Origin of the sequence: Brevibacillus brevis (assembly GCF_900637055.1) — a bacterium.
Taxonomy (GTDB): Bacteria; Bacillota; Bacilli; order Brevibacillales; family Brevibacillaceae; genus Brevibacillus; species Brevibacillus brevis.
The window spans coordinates 227,501-245,441 of record NZ_LR134338.1 but is presented as its reverse complement, the minus strand read 5'-3'; the positions used below and the strand labels follow the sequence as shown (position 1 = coordinate 245,441).

Sequence of the window (17,941 nt, the reverse complement as noted above, 5' to 3'; positions counted from 1 at the left end):
CCCCTTATTTTCGACGCCAGCGAACACCTTGTGGCGTGTCCTCCAGCACGATTCCTTTTGCTGCGAGCAGATCGCGGATTTCGTCAGAACGCGCAAAGTTTCTTGCTTTGCGAGCTTCTGTGCGCTCTTCGATCAACGCATCGATCTTACTATCCACCAGCTCCTGCTCTTCTGCAATTTCAAGACCAAGAACCTCCGTCAACTCCACCAACAAATCCATGTATGCACGAACTTCGGTTTCGCCTACATTTTGATGACGCAAATACAGGTTGGCTTCCTTCACGACGTCAAAAATAACGGTAATAGCATTCGCTGTATTGATATCATCATCCATCTCAGTAATGAATCGCTCACGAAGCTCCCCGATGATTCGTGCCTGCTCCTGTGCCTGATCATTCGGCTCTTCTGCGCGCACGGTATCTAGACGATGGGAAAGATTCGTATACGCAGTCTTGATTCTATCCAAACCATTGGCCGCCTGTTCGATCAACTCTTCGCTAAAATTGATCGGGTTGCGATAGTGCCCCTGAAGCATAAAGAATCGAATTAATTGACCGCCGAATTTCTCCGAAAGCTCTCGCGCAAGCAAGAAATTCCCGAGGGATTTGGACATTTTTTCGTTATCGATATTAAGCATGCCGTTGTGTAGCCAATAACGAGCAAACACTTTACCCGTAAAGCACTCCGACTGGGCAATTTCGTTCTCGTGGTGCGGGAACACAAGGTCTGTTCCGCCCGCATGGATATCGATTTCCTCACCCAAAAACTTTAGGGCCATTGCCGAGCACTCAATATGCCATCCCGGTCTTCCTTCGCCCCACGGACTGTCCCAGGTAACTTCTCCGGTCTTGGCCGCTTTCCAAAGTACGAAGTCTAGGGGATGTTCCTTTTTCTCGTTGATTTCTACACGAGCACCTGCCTGCAAATCATCCAACGGTTGATGCGAAAGCTTTCCGTATTCCTGAAAACGTCCCGTGCGGAAATAGACGTCACCTTCACTCTCGTACGCAAAGCCTTTTTCAATCAGCCCTTGCACGAATTCAATGATCTCTGGAATGGTCTGCATCACTCGCGGTTGAATATCTGGTGGCGATACGTTCAGTGATTTCAGATCAGCATTGTACGCATCCGTGTATCGATCCGCCACTTCTTTGACAGTGACACCTTCCTGATTCGCCACACGAATCAATTTGTCATCTACGTCCGTAATATTTTGCACGAATGTCACTTCATAGCCACGATACTTCAAGTAACGGCGCAGTGTATCAAAAACAATGGCAGGGCGCGCATTTCCAATGTGGATGTAGTTGTACACGGTCGGGCCGCACACGTACATTTTTACCTTTCCTGGCTCCAATGTGTGAAACGGTTCCTTTCGCCGCGTCATCGTGTTAGTCAGCTGAATGCCCATCGTTCTTTTTATCCTCCCTCAAAAGCTCCAATTCTTTGCGTAATTGATCAATTTCCTTTTGCATCATACGAATCGTATCCGCTACCGGGTCTGGCATGTTTACATGGTCCAGATCGTTTTTGACCCGCTTGCCATCCTGGATGACGATGCGTCCCTTGATTCCTACAACGGTCGAGTTAGGCGGTACCTCCTGCAAGACAACGGCACCAGCCCCTATCTTTGAATTATCGCCAATTTTGAAGGAGCCCAACACTTTTGCTCCCGTAGCAATAATGACATCGTTGCCGATCGTAGGGTGACGCTTTCCTTTTTCCTTACCTGTTCCCCCGAGTGTAACCCCTTGATAAATCGTTACATTGTCTCCGATTTCGCACGTCTCTCCGATCACAACACCCATGCCATGGTCAATGAACAGGCCGCGGCCAATGGTTGCGCCCGGATGAATCTCAATTCCCGTGAAAAAACGGGATAGTTGAGAGACAATTCGGGCGAGTGTACACAGCTCAGCCTTCCAGAGCCTGTGGGCAATCCGGTGCCCCCATATCGCGTGCAAACCGGAATAGGTCATGACGACTTCCAGTGTACTGCGCGCAGCCGGGTCTCGTTCAAAAACAGCATGAATGTCATCTCTCATCTGTGCTAACATTTTTGGGTGGCACCTCCTGCCTGATTTACCTGCTCAGCGTTTCCCCTCAACGATAGGGTTCAAAAAATAAAAAACGTCCCTATCCCCTCAAACACGAAGGGACAGAGACGGGTTTACCGTGGTTCCACTCTGCTTAGATCGTCATGACTGTCAATAAAAACTCTCAAAACAGTCATGAGCAAATCTCGCTCACATCCCGATAACGGCGGGAAGCCGATGGCGCTTACTGCTATCTTTTAAAAGATAGGTTCAGCTCATTGCTCACAGGGGCATTTCCATACAGGGCACATTAGATGGCTCTCACCTATCCATCCTCTCTGTAGATGTGCAGACTGTTGTACTTCTCCTGATCGTCGCATTCATAATTTATAAAAGAAAACCAGCCAATGCTCTACTGACCGTTTGCAATTACTTGCTCTGCACGTGCAATCACCTTGTCGCGTCCAAGCAGATACAATGTCTCTGCCAGATCACGACCATGCGCCTGGCCAGTTGCTCCTACGCGGACCGGCATAAACAATGCCTTGCCTTTGTGACCCGTTTCCTTTTGCACGTCCTTGAGTACCGCTTTAATAACATCCACATTATATGCATCCTGGGCAGAAAGGTGTTTCACAAAGGAAGCAAGTACTTCCGGCAATTGTGGTTCTTTCAGCACCAGAGTTGCTTCTTCATCGTACACCACTTCGTCGAGGAAGAAAAGAGCTGCCAACGGAACGATTTGCGCACAGTAGGACATTTGCTCTTGGTACAGGCCTACAATACTGCGAACCCATTCGCGCTTCTCAGCAGACAAATTTTCTTCGATGAAACCAGCTTTTTGCAGATGAGGGATACACATGTCTGTAATCATATCCAGCGGTTGGCGCTTCAAATAGAAGTTGTTCATCCAGTTCATCTTCGTTGCATCAAACACAGCTGGCGACTTGTTCACGCGGTCCATCGAGAACAGCTTGATCAGATCTTCCATTAAGAAAATCTCTTCTTCGCCACCTGGAGACCATCCCAAAAGAACAAGGAAGTTCACGATTGCTTCTGGCAAGAAGCCGAGGTCACGGTACTGTTCAATGAACTGAAGAATGCTCTCGTCGCGCTTGGACATCTTTTTGCCATCTTGGTTGAGGATCAATGCCAAGTGAGCAAAGTCAGGCGCTTCCCACCCAAACGCTTCATAAATCATCAACTGACGAGGCGTGTTGGACAGATGCTCTTCTCCACGAATGACGTGGCTAATTTTCATCAAATAGTCGTCTACTACAACGGCGAAATTGTATGTAGGAATCCCGTCCGGACGGCAAATAACGAAATCGCCCATCTCGTTGGAGTTGAAGGTTACCTGTCCACGAATCAGGTCGTTCACAACATACTCGCGATCATCATGAACGAGGAAGTGAATGGATGGCACTCGCCCTTCTGCTTCGTACTGAGCACGCTGCTCGTCCGTTACATGGCGGTGCTTTTCCAGAATGCGTGGTGTTTCTCCACGCGCGATCTGTTCTTCACGCTCTGCATCCAGCTCTTCTTTTGTCGCATAGCAGTAGTACGCTTTGCCTTCTGCCAGCAATTGATCGATATATTTCCGATAAATGTCCAGGCGCTCTGTTTGACGGTACGGTCCATATGGTCCACCAACGTCCGTACCTTCTTCCCATGTTACGCCGAGCCATTTCAGGTTTTTCATTTGCTCTTCGTCCGCATTTTCCTTATTCCGCGTCTGGTCCGTATCCTCAATCCGAACGATGAACGAACCACCGTGATGTTTTGCAAAAAGATAATTGAAGAGCGCTGTTCGCGCACCGCCGATGTGTAAATGCCCCGTAGGACTCGGCGCATAACGAGTGCGAATTTCTTTCGCCATTGGTAGCACCATCCTTATGAATGTAAAAGGCTATAACCTTGACCTAAGTAAAAACGTATCTAAGGCTTTATGTTACACCTTGCCCCTCTACTTGACAAGCAAGCATACTGCCTGTGCAGCGATTCCTTCCCCTCTGCCTGTAAAACCGAGTTTCTCGGAGGTAGTCGCCTTCACATTCACTTGCGAGAGATCGTCTGCTTCCAGAACGCGTGCAATGACTTCACACATTTGCGGGATGTACGGCGCCATCTTCGGTGCTTGGGCAATGATCGTTGCATCCACGTTTCCTAAGCGGTATCCGCGCTCCCGAACCAACTTCCATACATGCTCCAGCAGCTTTACGCTATCCGCATCCTTGAAAGCCGGGTCTGTATCTGGAAAATGACGGCCAATATCCCCTTCACCAATCGCTCCAAGAATTGCGTCACTAATCGCATGAAGGAGAACATCCGCGTCAGAATGCCCTAGCAAGCCTTTTTCATACGGGATGGTGACGCCTCCGATAATGCATGGACGCCCTTCTACTAATTGATGCACGTCAAAACCTTGTCCAATACGCATGAGCTACTCTCCCTTTCGTTTCCGCAATATCTCTTCACCAAACCACAGATCGTCTGGCGTAGTAATCTTAATGTTCTCATAGCTTCCGTTTATAATCGATACCGAATGCCCCAGCCACTCTACCAGCATCGCATCATCCGTACCCAGCTTCCCCGCTGCCTCTGCTGCCTGATGTGCCTCTCGCAATAAAGACATACGAAAAGCTTGTGGGGTTTGAACCGCCCACAAGCTTTCCCGTGCCGGGGTTGACTCTACAAGTCCTGTTGCCCCCACCACTTTAATCGTATCTTTGACAGGTACTGCCATGATCGTTGCCTGATCTTGTTGCACCTGTTTGATCATGTCACTGATCTGTTTGCGAGTGACGAAAGGACGAGCAGCATCGTGAACCAGTACGTAATCGCAATTTGCGGATAGTGAAGCCAAGCCATTTCTCACACTGTCTTGTCGCTCGGCTCCACCCAGAGTAACCACAACTGGCAGCTTTTCAGCCGAGAGCCAGGTCGTTACTTCTGCGTGGTCAGCTTCACTCACCACTAGCACGACTTCATCAATGTCGGGATGAGTAGCAAAAAGACGTACCGTATGAGCCAAGATCGGCTCGCCAGCAAGCGGTAACCACAACTTGTTTCGTTGTCCACCCATTCGTTTACCCGAACCGGCTGCAACGATCACGACACCCGTACTCACTGATTCATCCCTCTCCTGTCTTTTCTATAACGCGCGTTCCAGCAACTTTGGTTTGGCGAAAATCATGCGTCCTGCTGACGTTTGCAGCACACTCGTTACGAGAACATCAACGTCGTTTCCGATGTATTCTCGTCCGCCCTCTACAACAATCATGGTGCCATCGTCCAGATAAGCGACACCCTGACCGTGCTCTTTCCCATCCTTGATGACTTGAACGTTCATTTCTTCTCCAGGTAAAACAACGGGCTTGACTGCATTCGCCAAATCATTGATGTTCAATACCGCAACACCTTGCAGCTCACATACCTTGTTCAGGTTAAAATCGTTTGTTACGACCTTTCCGTTAATGAGCTTGGCGAGCTTGATCAGCTTGCTGTCCACCTCGGACACTTCTTCAAAATCGCCTTCCCAAATCTGAACCTTTACCTTCATTTCTTTTTGAATCTTGTTCAAGATATCCAGACCACGACGACCGCGGTTTCTCTTCAGTACATCGGAGGAATCGGCGATATGCTGCAGCTCCTCTAGCACAAATCCCGGAATGACCAGTACCCCTTCCAGAAAGCCGGTACGGCAAATATCTGCGATGCGTCCGTCAATGATGACGCTGGTATCGAGGATTTTATTTTCCAAGTTAACGGCAGTTGTCGCACTTTCCTTTTTCTTATCCTTACGTCCAATCGAAAATACCGACATAATCTCGTCCCGCTTGCGAAATCCTACCTGGAAGCCCAAATAACCGAGCAACCCGGAAACAATTAACGGCAAAAGATCTCCTACAAATGGAATCGGAATTTTACTGATGGGCAGGAATAATAAGAATGCAACAATAAGACCACTAATCAACCCCATCGCTCCGAACATCACATCGACAACCGGCATTTTGACGAGTGTCTCTTCTCCCCATCGAACGATGCGCAGAACATAATCGACAACCCAATTCGCTAAAAAGAAAAACAAGATGGCACCCAGTACAGCTCCAATATATTGCGATCCGGCTACTACACCAAAGTTTAACAGTGGATCGAGCAGCGAGAACAGTTCGTCGCCAAATCGATACCCCAATCCGCCACCTATCAAAACAAAAATGAATTTTCCTACTCGGCGTAACATGCCTTCACCTCCTTTTACTAATATAGACAGAACCCTAAGAGTAAAACCCTATTTTTTTCCAAATCATTATAATGCTTCATTTTACTTTCCCTCACTATAGCAAAAAAGATTTTGCCATGTCAAATAGCCAAAAATTTTAACATAGTTGTCATTTTCTCGTCAACCCGGGAACACTCGTTTCCTTTGATGATAAATTGACAGGGAGCTGACTCCCTTCTTATAATGTCAGTATCGTAATGAGAGAAAATTATGACGATACCAACAGCCTAAAGCAGAGGTGAACCAGATGGACAATCGAAACATAGACGACTTTCAAACGCAAGTATCCGAGCTTTTGATCAGACATCGTAGCGTACTGGACGTCATGTCCAAAGTTCAGGAAACGGCATCCCGCATTAACCGTTCACTGACGAAAGCCATCACCGAATGCGGCTGTGTCGAAGTGGTTGCCAAAAAACAGACGTACGATTCGAACAAAAATCTGGAGGACAACAAGTCCCATTTGGACACCCACTTTAACGGACCGCTGTGCGAGCATTGTCGCGATGTAGTTACTGCTGAGCTCGGCAAAAACCTCTTTTACCTCACTGCCTTATGCAATATTACTGACATTAAGCTAGAAGATGTGCTTCAGAAAGAATCCAACCGACTGAATACTTTGGGTGTCTTCAATCTGTCTTAAAAGTCCGCTACTCGTATTACGAATGAACCCTAAAAAAAGTTGCATACAAAAAAAGAAAAACCCGCACATGGAAGTGTGGGTTTTTTTATGCCGCAACTATTCAAACGGAACGGATTCTTCCTCTTTGTTTTTACGCTTGCGTAATTTTTTGACAAGAAAGTCAACGTTTTTTTTTATTCCGTAAAGTGCATAAAAAGCAAGTGGCAGGAAGACGATTTTGGGAAATTGCTGCGGATACTTAATCGCTACAACAACCACAATCGCGATGATAATGGGTGTGATCCAGTAAGCAGACTTTGGAATCCCCACTTTTTTAAAGTTAGGATACTTGACCTTTGATACCATCAAAAAGGCCAGCAGCAACATACTTACGGCAAGCAATACCGGAGTGAATACTTGGTGATAGAGTGCGAGCGTAGCCAGTACGCCCCCCGCTGCCGTAATCGGCAAACCGATGAAATACCCCGGAACCCCGGCCTGTACGTTAAAACGCGCCAAACGCAGCGCACCACAGATCGGAAAAATGGCTGTAATGAGAATCCCAAGCAAATCAAAGTGTTGCAAGACGACAACATACATGATGAACGCTGGCGCAATCCCAAATGTAATGACGTCAGAAAGTGAATCCAATTCCTTCCCGAACTCGCTTTGGGCATTCAACATACGAGCTACACGTCCATCCAGCCCGTCTGCCAGCATACCAATGATCACTGTGATCGCTGCATATTCGACGTATTGATCGCCTCGAAACGCAAGAATAATTGCTAAAACTCCCAGAAACAAATTGCTTACGGTTAGTATGTTCGGTAACGATTTAACGAACATAGACTACCTCCTGATTTCTTTTGCGTAAGGAGCAGGTTATCCTGTTGACCTTGTTTTTATCCAAGTCCCCTAGGCAAATGCTGAATACAAATAATGCCTTTATCCTATTCTACTTTAAATGTGTCTGTCAATGAACACTTGTTCTTGAATCCGTTTCAGCCCCTCTTTAATCGCTCTCGCTCGGACCTCGCCAATGCCTTCCACTTCGTCTAATTCCTGAATCGTTGCCATCATAATTCGGGGCAAATGATGAAAATGCTCTACCAGATTCGAGATGATCGTAACAGGCAGACGCCTGATCTTGTACAGGATCCGATAACCTCTAGGAGAAACGGATTCATCCAGCATACTGGTATTGGAGGAATACCCCAGCGTTCGCAAAAAAGAAGTAAGCTCCAGCATTTCCTCTGAGTTCAATTTTTTCATGTCCCGCAGCACAAAATCAGGTGAATAGGATGGATCTCGGGAGTAATCCCGAATAAGCATATGGGCCTCTTCCTCAATGTTTGAAACCAGTTCCTCCAACTGCATACTGACGAGCCTTCCTTCTGTCCCTAGCTCACATATGTACTTGGAGACCTCTGTCTTAATACGTAACACCATCTCAATCCGTTGCAAAACCGAAGCAACTTCGTGTAAAGTAACGAGCTCCTCAAATTCTAACGCACCGAGATTCGTCAAAGCTTGATCCAACACGGCCTTGTATTTCTCAAGCGTAGATACAGCCTGATTCGCCTTGGCCAAAATGACACTGATTTCACTTAAGACATACCGGAAATTCCCCTGGTACAGCGTGATCACATTGCGACGCTGAGAGATAGCAATGACCAGATGATTCGTTTGAATAGCCGTCCGTTGCGCTGTACGATGACGTGTTCCCGTCTCGCTCGTGGGGATTGAGGAGGGGGGGAAGATTTGCGTATTCGCGTACAGGATACGTTTTGCGTCTTCACTTACTATAATCGCCCCATCCATCTTCGCTAATTCATACAAATGGGCAGGAGAAAAATCACAATTGATGGAAAAACCGCCATCGACAATCGACTTCATCTCCGGACCGCACCCAATGACGATCAAGCCCCCGGTTTTAGCCCGTAAAACATTTTCCAACCCTTCACGAAGCTGTGTGCCGGGTGCCACGAGACGAAGCACATCACCGAATTGCGGAGTTCTTTTGATGTTCCCCTGCATGCCCACTCCTACCTCCTTATCACCTCGTTCAATGCATCGGCAATATTGCTCACACCAATTACTTGAATATCTGCTGGTGCATCCAGACCGCGGATGTTTTTCTCCGGTATGATAACACGCTTAAAGCCTAATTTATGTGCTTCTCGTACTCGCTGCTCAATACGAGAGACACCCCGCACCTCACCAGTCAGGCCAATTTCTCCAATAACGACATCATGCGGATTGGTAGCGTGGTCACGGAAACTGCTTGCAATGCTTACGGCAATTGCCAAATCAACGGCCGGCTCATCCAATCTGACCCCGCCTGCTACGTTTACATATGCATCCTGATTTTGCAGCATCATGCCCATGCGCTTTTCCAATACTGCCATGATCATCGCCACACGCTGATGATCGACCCCTGTTGCCGTTCTCCGTGGGGTTACAAAGCTGGTCGGGGCAACGAGAGCTTGCAGCTCAACCAAGACGGGACGTGTGCCCTCCATACTGGCTACGACTGTCGAACCCGCAACACCAAATGGACGCTCTGCCAAAAATATCTCAGATGGATTCGCCACTTCCTCCAAACCACGATCCTTCATCTCGAAAATACCGATTTCGTTTGTCGAACCAAAGCGGTTTTTGACGGCGCGCAAAATTCGAAACGTATTGTGGCGCTCCCCTTCAAAATAAAGAACAGCATCCACCATATGCTCAAGCATACGCGGACCGGCGATGGAGCCTTCCTTGGTAACGTGACCGACAATGAAGGTACCGATGCCTTTCCCTTTTGCAATCCGCATCAATTGGGCAGTAGCCTCCCGCACTTGTGCGACACTTCCAGCAGCCGATTGGATCGTTGGGTGAAACACGGTCTGGATCGAGTCAATAATTAGCACATCCGGGTCTACTTGATTAATATGCTGTTCGATCAAATCCAAATCATTTTCTGCCAATACAAACATCGGCGGCGTTTGCAAATGGAGTCGATCCGCGCGAATTTTGATTTGCTTTGCCGATTCCTCTCCAGATACATAGAGAACTTTCGCCCCTTGATGAGCCAAGGCAAAAGATGTCTGCAAAAGCAATGTCGATTTTCCGATTCCGGGGTCTCCCCCAACCAAAATGAGTGAACCTGGAACAAGTCCTCCACCAAGAACACGATTCAATTCTCCGATCGTCGTATCCATGCGTGGCTCTTCTTCACTGGCTACCTGAGTCAATGGAATCGCAGATTGACGCTGGCCACCGCTCAGCCCTTCGTGACGATGTGCATTTTTTACGGTCACTTCCTCTACCAAAGTGTTCCAGCTGCTGCATCCCGGGCATTTTCCCATCCATTTTGGCGATTCATAGCCACATTCTTGACACGCGTATTTCGTTTTATACTTGGACATAATCGCACCCTCACTTGGTTTCTTTCTCTACTTTTATCATAATTACGCACCCAAAAAAAGAATACCTCCCGAATCAGGAGGCATTCTATTACGTTTCAACAGTTTACGATTTCGTTTTTTCGAGGCGTTTGACAACCAGCTTGCCTTCTTCGGCTTCGATATTAACGGTATCGCCTTTACTGATCGTGCCCTTGAGCAATTCCTCGGACAAATTATCCTCGATGTGGCGCTGGATAGCACGACGCAGAGGACGCGCACCATAAGCCGGATCGAAGCCTTCTTTTGCCAATACTTTCTTGGCTTCTTCGGTCAATTGGAAATCAATGTCTTGCTCTTTCAAACGTTTACGCAGCTCTTCTGTCATGAGAGATACGATTTGCTCGATGTGCTCTTGCTCCAAAGAGTGGAACACGATGACTTCGTCGATACGGTTCAAGAACTCAGGACGGAAGCTCTTCTTCAGCTCATCCATGACTTTGTCCTTCATATCCTGATACTTTCTTTCCGAATCGTTGGTCGTGAAGCCGAGTGTCGTATTTTTCTTGATCATGCTGGCTCCGACGTTGGAAGTCATGATGACAACCGTATTGCGGAAATCAACGGTACGTCCCTTGGAGTCTGTCAGACGACCATCATCCAATACTTGCAAGAGGATGTTGAATACGTCTGGGTGAGCTTTCTCGATTTCGTCCAGCAAAATGACGGAGTAAGGCTTGCGACGCACTTTTTCGGTCAGCTGACCGCCTTCGTCAAAGCCTACGTAGCCAGGAGGGGCCCCTACCAGACGAGCGGTGGAATGCTTCTCCATGTACTCGGACATATCTACACGAATCATGGCATCCTCGTCACCGAAAAGCGTCTCTGCCACAGCACGAGCCAATTCTGTTTTACCCACACCGGTAGGTCCCAGGAAGATAAACGAGCCGATCGGGCGTTTTGGGTCTTTCAGACCAGCACGGGCACGGCGAATCGCACGCGAGATGGATTTGACTGCTTCATCTTGACCAATGACGCGATCGTGCAGAATCTCTTCCATCTTCAACAAGCGCTCTGTTTCTTCTTCCTTCAGCTTCAACACAGGAATACCCGTCCAGCTCGCCACTACTTGTGCGATGTCTTCCGGCGTAACCTCCATGTTCAACTGGCCTTGGCGCTCTTTCCAGTCTTTTTTCGTTTTATCCAGTTCTTCACGCAGTTTTTGCTCCTGATCACGAAGGGCTGCTGCTTCCTCGAACTCTTGTGATTGTACGGCAGCGTCTTTTTCCTTGCGCACCTCTTCCAGACGTCCCTCCAGCTCTTTGAGGTTTGGTGGAACCGTAAAGGATTGCAAGCGTACCTTGGATGCCGCCTCGTCGACCAGGTCGATAGCCTTGTCAGGCAGGAAGCGTTCCGTAATATAGCGGTCAGACAGTTTTACTGCCTGCTCGATTGCTTCATCGGTAATTTTGACACGATGGTGGGCTTCGTAACGATCACGAAGGCCATGCAGGATACGAATAGCATCCTCCGCTGTCGGTTCATCAACCTGAATCGGTTGGAAACGACGTTCCAATGCCGCGTCTTTTTCGATGTACTTGCGATATTCATCCAGCGTAGTGGCCCCTACGCACTGCAGCTCGCCACGTGCCAGAGCTGGCTTCAAAATGTTGGAGGCATCAATAGCGCCTTCTGCTCCACCGGCACCAATCAAGGTGTGCAGCTCATCAATAAACAGGATGATGTTTCCTGCTTGGCGAATTTCGTCCATGATTTTTTTCAGACGATCTTCGAACTCACCGCGATACTTGGTTCCCGCAACAACGGTTCCCATATCGAGGGTCATGACGCGCTTATCACGAAGGGTCTCCGGAATTTCGTTGTTCACGATTTTTTGGGCAAGACCTTCTGCGATAGCTGTTTTTCCGACGCCAGGCTCCCCAATCAAAACAGGGTTGTTCTTGGTACGTCTGCTAAGTACTTGAATCACACGCTCAATTTCTTTTTGGCGACCGATGACCGGGTCCAGCCCGCCATCACGAGCGATTGCAGTCAGATCCCGAGCCAAACCATCAAGTGTCGGCGTATTCGCCGCTGGATTCCCTCCAGACGGTTGATGAGATGCCATCATTTCCGAGCTGCCAAGAAGCTGGAGCACCTGTTGGCGTGCCTTGTTCAGGCTAACGCCCAGATTGTTCATGATTCTCGCAGCAATGCCTTCTCCTTCACGGATCAAGCCAAGCAGAATATGTTCAGTCCCCACATAGGTATGACCCAGCTTGCGGGCTTCGTCCATCGACAGTTCAATGACCTTTTTGGCGCGAGGTGTATAGTTTGGTGTGTAATTACTACCGGACTGCTCTGTTCCTCGCCCGATTAACGACTCCACTTCACTCTGGATTTTATCGAGGCCAAGCCCAAGTGATTGCAGTGCCTTCGCCGCAATCCCTTCGCCTTCTCGAATGAGTCCCAGCAGCACATGCTCTGTCCCAATATCTTTGTGTCCAAGACGAACCGCCTCTTCCAGGGCAAGCGCCAGTACTTTTTGTGCTCGTTCTGTAAAACGTCCAAACATCATATCGTACACCTCCGTATAACCGTGTTTATTCTCTATATGGTTAACAATTGCGTGATACCATTACGATTACTCTTGTGATTCTACTACGCGCAGACGTTCGCGGATCAGCCTTGCCCTTCTTTCGTCGCGTTGGTCCGGAGTGAGCTTTTGCCCAGCATGGTGTTGTAAAAAACCTGGCTGTGTCGTGACCAACAGTTCGTTTAGGACCAGCGGAGATACATTTGGAATGATGCCTAGATCAATCCCCAGACGCACATCGGACAGGCGCTGAGCCGCTTCCTTGGACTCTACCGTGCGAGCGTACATCAGGATGCCATACGACCGAAAAATCCGATCCTCCAAAGAAACCCGCGTATGCTCCAGCAAATAAGTACGTGCCACACGCTCTTGCTCAATAATCTGTCTGGCTACACCGTAGAGATTGGAAAGGATATCCGACTCAGACATCCCCAGTGTGACCTGATTGGATAACTGAAAAAGATTCCCTAGAGCTTCGCTGCCTTCTCCGTAAATTCCTCTAACGACTAGACCAACTTGATTAATTGCCTGTAAAATTCTGCTGATCTGCTGCGTCATCACCAAAGCCGGCAAGTGCAGCATCACAGATGCACGAATTCCCGTACCCACATTGGTTGGGCAGCTTGTAAGATAACCTCGTGTTTCGTCGAAAGCGTAGTTCAAGTTTTTCTCAAATATGTCGTCTATCTTCGTACCTATTTCCCATGCCTCGTTCAAACGAAACCCGGGTAATAGTACCTGTATTCGAATGTGGTCTTCTTCATTAACCATGATGCTGACGGACTCATCTTCACGAAGTAATACGGCACCTTTGCGAGATTCCTCTGCCAGATGAGGGCTAATCAGATGCTTTTCAACGAGCACGCGTTTTTCTAACGGGTTAATTTGGTCCATATGGATGATCTGAAGCTGATGCCTTTTGTGCATGGCCTCCGAATCGCTTACTTCCGTTACCTTTCTGACGACTTCCTCGCCCTGCGAGTCCGTTGCCAATAACGGAAAGGGGTGCTGGCGCAGGTTACGGGCGATACGCAGCCGTGTACTTATGACAATGTCGGAATCAGGACCTTCTCCTTTCATCCAATTGCTCCACGGGTTTTGCATAAACTGCTTCTGGGACATAACCAGCTAACCTCCCTTGCTACGATTGGGCCATTTTTTGTTCCAGCGCTCGAATTCGATCACGCATCTCTGCTGCCTTCTCGAACTCTTCACTGGCGACATGACTTTGCAGCGCTTGCTTCAGTTGCTCCAGCTCTTTGCGGATCTTCAGTTTGCCACCGGTTCGCTCTGGTACTTTTCCAATATGCTGTGTGTTTCCATGAATCCGGCGGAAAAGTGGGTCCAGTCGATCACCCAAAAAGGTGTAGCAATCACTACAGCCAAATCGGCCGCTTTTACTGAATTGAGCATATGTGAGTCCACATGTTTCGCATTGAAGCGGCTTATTCGTTGCCGTTTCGCGTCCATTCTTTTGCATGGGATCAAATTTTAAAAGTCCTGACAGGAGATTGTTGATGCTGAAGTTGTGAAAGCCGGTAAAGACGTCCCCTTTTTCATGAGCACACTGCTCGCAAATATGGTATTCGGTTTTTTCGCCATTGACGATTTTCGTCAAATGAAGTGTCGCCGGTCGTTTTCCGCATTCCTCACAGTTCATAACATCTTACCTCCTTTTACTTCAACAAGATTGCTGCGATCATCTGCTTTAAAATATTTGCCCGCAAACGATCCCGCAATTCAGCTTCTAGGGTCAATACGTTTCGCGAGGTAGCGATTTTCATCAAGGTGGCTTCTCTGATGTTGACTAAACCTTCCTCCAATAGTCTTTCTACGATCGCATTTCCTACGCTCTGACTGATGCTCTCACCAATCAGTTCTTCTGTTAACAATTCCTGCAAGCGTGCTTTGCTGACAATCTGCACCTTGCGTATGCGAATATACCCGCCGCCCCCGCGCTTACTCTCTACGATGTAACCTTTTTGAACGGTAAAGCGCGTATTGATGACGTAATTGATCTGAGACGGCACACATTGAAAATGGTCGGCAAGCTCACTACGCTGAATCTCGATCGATCCATTGGGACTGTTTGTAATGATGCTTTTCAAATGATGTTCAATGATGTCCGAGATATTACGCAAGTCATCGCCTCCTATTCCTCTGTGTTTGTTCTTATGAGGTTACCTATTGACTTTGACTATCTTTGACGTTAATTATAATGGGTTTAGTGCGTGCCCGCAAGTGTCCCTTACACATTCTAGTGTGGGCAAAAGAGGGTCGCTTGAAACTTGGGCATGATCAACAAAAAAACCACTCCCTGAGGAATGGTTTATGTTTGTTCTTGTGTATTGGTGTCGATTGCTGGCAAATGATTCAGTAGCTGAGAGAAGCTGGTGATGATGACATCTGCCCCATCAAGCTCGCCCGGTTTGGCAAAACCAAAGTCGCATCCAATGGTAAATAAACCGTTTGTCTTACCTGCTTCCACGTCGGAGTGACGATCTCCTACCATGATGGCCTGCCCGATTTTGTAATCAGACAACAATTTGGCAACCAGGTCATTTTTGGAATGCGTACGGAAACGGCCAGCTGAGTACAGATCAGTCATCAGCGGCTTTAACTCGTATTCCTGACAAATGGCATCGATGTACTCTTCCTGCCCATTGCTTGCTACAAATAAAGCAAATCCTTTTTCATGCAGCTTTTCTAAGGTTGATATTACATCCGGATATAGCTCGGTCACTCGTTCTTTGAGTAACTGGATTTCATTGTCTAGCAAGAAGTCGTCTGCTGAGCGAATGGCTTCCTCACTCGCGCCCGGCAACAATTTGTCCCAGATCTGCTCGATTGTCATTCCCAGTACATTGACCAGTTCACGTTCGTCAGGGGTTTCCCCTTGCCATAGCCCTTTTTGACGAAGCTGGTCAAACGTTCGAATAAATGCAGGGGTCGACAGCTTTTCTGTTTGCAGCAACGTGCCATCCATATCAAATAATATGGCGAATGGTACAGTCATAGGTTCCTCCATTTTGTCTGGCTAGGCAGCTATTCTACTTCTCCTGGCAACATATTCATATCATCCAAGATAAATTCGGTAATTCGTTGTGCAGCATCCGGCTTCGAGATTTTCTGTCCCATTCTACGCATATATTCCACCTTGGACGGGCTATGCAATAGTTCATCGATAAAGTAAATCAACTGCTCCGATAGATTCGCGTGTACTGCACATCCATTATTGAGCAAAAAATGGCTATTCCTCTCTTCCTGACCAGGCAGAGGGTTGTAAATAATCATGGGTACCCGTTTACTCATTACTTCAGCTGATGTGAGTCCGCCTGATTTGGTGACAATTAAATCTGCCGTTTCCAAGTATTCGTGGAAGTTATTGATGAATTTTAGCGGAACGACTTCATGGCGATACGTACGATTTACAACTTTATTGTACAGCTTGTCGTTTGTCCCTGTTAACACAAAGGTTTTCAAAGGAATGTTAATCTCTTCTAGCCCATCTAATACCTTTTCCATCGAGCCTAGACCCAATCCGCCCCCTGACAGAATAATGCTCTTTTGTTCAGGAGCGAGGCCAAGCTTTTGCCGAATCAAATCGGGTTCCAATGGCAAACTGAATTTTTTCATAATGGGAATGCCCATCGGAATGAATTTTTGATGGTCCTGTCGATAAACGTCCAACAGATAATACAGTTGTTCATGGCCGATGAAGTAATAATTGATATGGTGATTTATCCATGAAGGATGGATGGTATAGTCGGTAATGATCGTATAGATTGGTTCCTTCCAATCATTTCTTCCTTTCAGTACGGAGAGCATACAGCTTGCAAACGGATGCGTAGCAATAAAGGCATCAGGCTGTACGCTGTTGATCAGCTTTTTCAGTTTGTTTGCCAATAACTTATTCATCAGCACATTCATATCGAAGAAACGGGTTTTTTCTGTATTATGATAAATTCTGCCCCACATCTTGGGCGACAGCCTTAACAGATTCATATAGCTTTCCAGCAAAATCTTGTGAAAGGTGGGGCTAATATATTCCAACGTATCGATGATCATTGATGTACAACCACTCTCAGCCAAGCTTTCTTGCATGGCCCGCGCTGCCTGGTTGTGTCCGTTACCGATGGAAGCGGAAAAGATTAGAATTTTTTTCATGAACGATTCTCCTTCATAACCTCGCCTACTCCAACGCCTGGATCAGGTACCTTCTCATGTTAGTCTACCCCAAGACCCGTCTGCAAGAGGGAACTTGTCGGTCATTCGGCCTAACTTATCGACAAAATAATCGCGAGTTTGACTTTTTCTATAAGAAAACCTCTATCGAGGCCTGTTCAACGAGGAGCGACCGCGTTTTAGCGGAAAGTTTTCATGCGCTCCGGAATTTATAAAAAAATTCCTATACGTTAAAAACAAAAAACCTCCTTACCCATTCTGGGGTAAAGAGGTTGGTTTCATTCCCTGAAAACTGAATACGCATGATTGCTAAGTGTGTGGATAAGTCCTCGACCGATTAGTATTCGTCAGCTCCACGCGTTACCGCGCTTCCACACCGAACCTATCAACCTCATCGTCTATGAGGGGTCTTACCAGCTTGCGCTGTGGGAAGTCTCATCTTGGAGGGGGCTTCACGCTTAGATGCTTTCAGCGCTTATCCCGTCCGCACATAGCTACCCAGCTGTGCCACTGGCGTGACAACTGGTGCACCAGCGGTGCGTCCATCCCGGTCCTCTCGTACTAAGGACAGCTCTCCTCAAACTTCCTACGCCCGCGACAGATAGGGACCGAACTGTCTCACGACGTTCTGAACCCAGCTCGCGTACCGCTTTAATGGGCGAACAGCCCAACCCTTGGGACCTACTTCAGCCCCAGGATGCGATGAGCCGACATCGAGGTGCCAAACCTCCCCGTCGATGTGGACTCTTGGGGGAGATAAGCCTGTTATCCCCAGGGTAGCTTTTATCCGTTGAGCGATGGCCCTTCCATGCGGAACCACCGGATCACTAA

16 protein-coding genes, 1 rRNA gene and 1 other annotated feature (1 of these 18 only partly in view) are annotated in these 17,941 nt (G+C 47.7%); of the genes, 1 reads left to right on the top strand and 16 read right to left on the bottom strand.

From position 1 onward, the window contains the following. Positions 1 to 4: 4 nt before the first annotated feature. From cysS to EL268_RS01370, 6 genes are all read right to left on the bottom strand, one after another. Complete coding sequence (cysS, locus tag EL268_RS01395; protein ID WP_106656580.1) at positions 5 to 1,411, bottom strand: cysteine--tRNA ligase; 1,407 nt, start codon at positions 1,409 to 1,411, stop codon at positions 5 to 7. Next, positions 1,392 to 2,057 (bottom strand): serine O-acetyltransferase, encoded by a 666-nt coding sequence (cysE, locus tag EL268_RS01390; RefSeq protein ID WP_012683965.1) that lies wholly within the window; start codon positions 2,055 to 2,057, stop codon positions 1,392 to 1,394. Before cysE ends, cysS begins: the two co-directional genes overlap by 20 nt. A 100-nt stretch (positions 2,058 to 2,157) precedes the next feature. After that, positions 2,158 to 2,420, bottom strand: a binding site (T-box leader). Positions 2,421 to 2,448: 28 nt separating this feature from the next. After that, positions 2,449 to 3,915, bottom strand: a complete 1,467-nt coding sequence (gltX, locus tag EL268_RS01385; protein ID WP_106656581.1) for a glutamate--tRNA ligase — start codon at positions 3,913 to 3,915, stop codon at positions 2,449 to 2,451. Positions 3,916 to 4,002: 87 nt separating this feature from the next. Further along, positions 4,003 to 4,476 (bottom strand): 2-C-methyl-D-erythritol 2,4-cyclodiphosphate synthase, encoded by a 474-nt coding sequence (ispF, locus tag EL268_RS01380; RefSeq protein ID WP_048035642.1) that lies wholly within the window; start codon positions 4,474 to 4,476, stop codon positions 4,003 to 4,005. A 3-nt stretch (positions 4,477 to 4,479) separates the two neighbouring features. After that, the gene (gene ispD / locus EL268_RS01375) at positions 4,480 to 5,166 is read right to left on the bottom strand and encodes a 2-C-methyl-D-erythritol 4-phosphate cytidylyltransferase (protein WP_126435329.1); all 687 of its coding nucleotides are present in this window, start codon (positions 5,164 to 5,166) and stop codon (positions 4,480 to 4,482) included. Between the two features lie 24 nt (positions 5,167 to 5,190). Next, the gene (locus EL268_RS01370) at positions 5,191 to 6,279 is read right to left on the bottom strand and encodes a PIN/TRAM domain-containing protein (RefSeq protein WP_106656582.1); all 1,089 of its coding nucleotides are present in this window, start codon (positions 6,277 to 6,279) and stop codon (positions 5,191 to 5,193) included. Between the two features lie 286 nt (positions 6,280 to 6,565). Between EL268_RS01370 and EL268_RS01365 the strand changes: the two genes are divergently transcribed. Next, positions 6,566 to 6,961: a nucleoside triphosphate pyrophosphohydrolase family protein gene (locus tag EL268_RS01365; RefSeq protein ID WP_007716195.1), complete on the top strand. Its 396-nt coding sequence runs from the start codon at positions 6,566 to 6,568 to the stop codon at positions 6,959 to 6,961. 96 nt (positions 6,962 to 7,057) lie between these two features. On the opposite strand, the gene pssA is transcribed toward EL268_RS01365, so the two are convergent. From pssA to EL268_RS01315, 10 genes are all read right to left on the bottom strand, one after another. After that, the gene (gene pssA / locus EL268_RS01360) at positions 7,058 to 7,786 is read right to left on the bottom strand and encodes a CDP-diacylglycerol--serine O-phosphatidyltransferase (protein WP_017247027.1); all 729 of its coding nucleotides are present in this window, start codon (positions 7,784 to 7,786) and stop codon (positions 7,058 to 7,060) included. 114 nt (positions 7,787 to 7,900) lie between these two features. Continuing rightward, positions 7,901 to 8,977 (bottom strand): DNA integrity scanning diadenylate cyclase DisA, encoded by a 1,077-nt coding sequence (disA, locus tag EL268_RS01355; RefSeq protein ID WP_106656588.1) that lies wholly within the window; start codon positions 8,975 to 8,977, stop codon positions 7,901 to 7,903. A gap of 8 nt (positions 8,978 to 8,985) precedes the next feature. Beyond that, complete coding sequence (radA, locus tag EL268_RS01350; RefSeq protein ID WP_088910268.1) at positions 8,986 to 10,353, bottom strand: DNA repair protein RadA; 1,368 nt, start codon at positions 10,351 to 10,353, stop codon at positions 8,986 to 8,988. Positions 10,354 to 10,456: 103 nt separating this feature from the next. Continuing rightward, positions 10,457 to 12,907 (bottom strand): ATP-dependent Clp protease ATP-binding subunit, encoded by a 2,451-nt coding sequence (locus tag EL268_RS01345; RefSeq protein ID WP_016742864.1) that lies wholly within the window; start codon positions 12,905 to 12,907, stop codon positions 10,457 to 10,459. Positions 12,908 to 12,973: 66 nt separating this feature from the next. Next, complete coding sequence (locus EL268_RS01340; RefSeq protein WP_106656583.1) at positions 12,974 to 14,047, bottom strand: protein-arginine kinase McsB; 1,074 nt, start codon at positions 14,045 to 14,047, stop codon at positions 12,974 to 12,976. A gap of 19 nt (positions 14,048 to 14,066) precedes the next feature. Further along, the gene (locus tag EL268_RS01335; RefSeq protein WP_106656584.1) at positions 14,067 to 14,585 is read right to left on the bottom strand and encodes a protein-arginine kinase activator protein McsA; all 519 of its coding nucleotides are present in this window, start codon (positions 14,583 to 14,585) and stop codon (positions 14,067 to 14,069) included. Positions 14,586 to 14,601: 16 nt separating this feature from the next. Further along, on the bottom strand, positions 14,602 to 15,066 hold the full coding sequence (locus EL268_RS01330; RefSeq protein ID WP_047074759.1) for a CtsR family transcriptional regulator: 465 nt from the start codon (positions 15,064 to 15,066) through the stop codon (positions 14,602 to 14,604). A 188-nt stretch (positions 15,067 to 15,254) separates the two neighbouring features. Continuing rightward, entirely contained in the window at positions 15,255 to 15,941 is a 687-nt protein-coding gene (locus tag EL268_RS01325) for an HAD hydrolase-like protein (protein WP_106656585.1), read from the bottom strand. A 29-nt stretch (positions 15,942 to 15,970) separates the two neighbouring features. Next, positions 15,971 to 17,092 (bottom strand): MGDG synthase family glycosyltransferase, encoded by a 1,122-nt coding sequence (locus EL268_RS01320; RefSeq protein ID WP_106656586.1) that lies wholly within the window; start codon positions 17,090 to 17,092, stop codon positions 15,971 to 15,973. Positions 17,093 to 17,427: 335 nt separating this feature from the next. Beyond that, positions 17,428 to 17,941: ribosomal RNA gene (locus EL268_RS01315) — 23S ribosomal RNA — on the bottom strand; it runs 2,415 nt beyond the window's last position.

Coding starts and splice junctions, on each gene's coding strand:
- gltX (WP_106656581.1), bottom strand. CDS start 3,915: ATGGCGAAAGAAATTCGCACTCGTTATGCGCCGAGTCCTACGGGGCAT.
- disA (WP_106656588.1), bottom strand. CDS start 8,977: ATGCAGGGGAACATCAAAAGAACTCCGCAATTCGGTGATGTGCTTCGT.
- radA (WP_088910268.1), bottom strand. CDS start 10,353: ATGTCCAAGTATAAAACGAAATACGCGTGTCAAGAATGTGGCTATGAA.
- EL268_RS01325 (WP_106656585.1), bottom strand. CDS start 15,941: ATGACTGTACCATTCGCCATATTATTTGATATGGATGGCACGTTGCTG.
- EL268_RS01365 (WP_007716195.1), top strand. CDS start 6,566: ATGGACAATCGAAACATAGACGACTTTCAAACGCAAGTATCCGAGCTT.
- EL268_RS01320 (WP_106656586.1), bottom strand. CDS start 17,092: ATGAAAAAAATTCTAATCTTTTCCGCTTCCATCGGTAACGGACACAAC.
- cysE (WP_012683965.1), bottom strand. CDS start 2,057: ATGTTAGCACAGATGAGAGATGACATTCATGCTGTTTTTGAACGAGAC.
- pssA (WP_017247027.1), bottom strand. CDS start 7,786: ATGTTCGTTAAATCGTTACCGAACATACTAACCGTAAGCAATTTGTTT.
- EL268_RS01335 (WP_106656584.1), bottom strand. CDS start 14,585: ATGAACTGTGAGGAATGCGGAAAACGACCGGCGACACTTCATTTGACG.
- EL268_RS01340 (WP_106656583.1), bottom strand. CDS start 14,047: ATGTCCCAGAAGCAGTTTATGCAAAACCCGTGGAGCAATTGGATGAAA.
- ispF (WP_048035642.1), bottom strand. CDS start 4,476: ATGCGTATTGGACAAGGTTTTGACGTGCATCAATTAGTAGAAGGGCGT.
- EL268_RS01345 (WP_016742864.1), bottom strand. CDS start 12,907: ATGATGTTTGGACGTTTTACAGAACGAGCACAAAAAGTACTGGCGCTT.
- cysS (WP_106656580.1), bottom strand. CDS start 1,411: ATGGGCATTCAGCTGACTAACACGATGACGCGGCGAAAGGAACCGTTT.
- EL268_RS01370 (WP_106656582.1), bottom strand. CDS start 6,279: ATGTTACGCCGAGTAGGAAAATTCATTTTTGTTTTGATAGGTGGCGGA.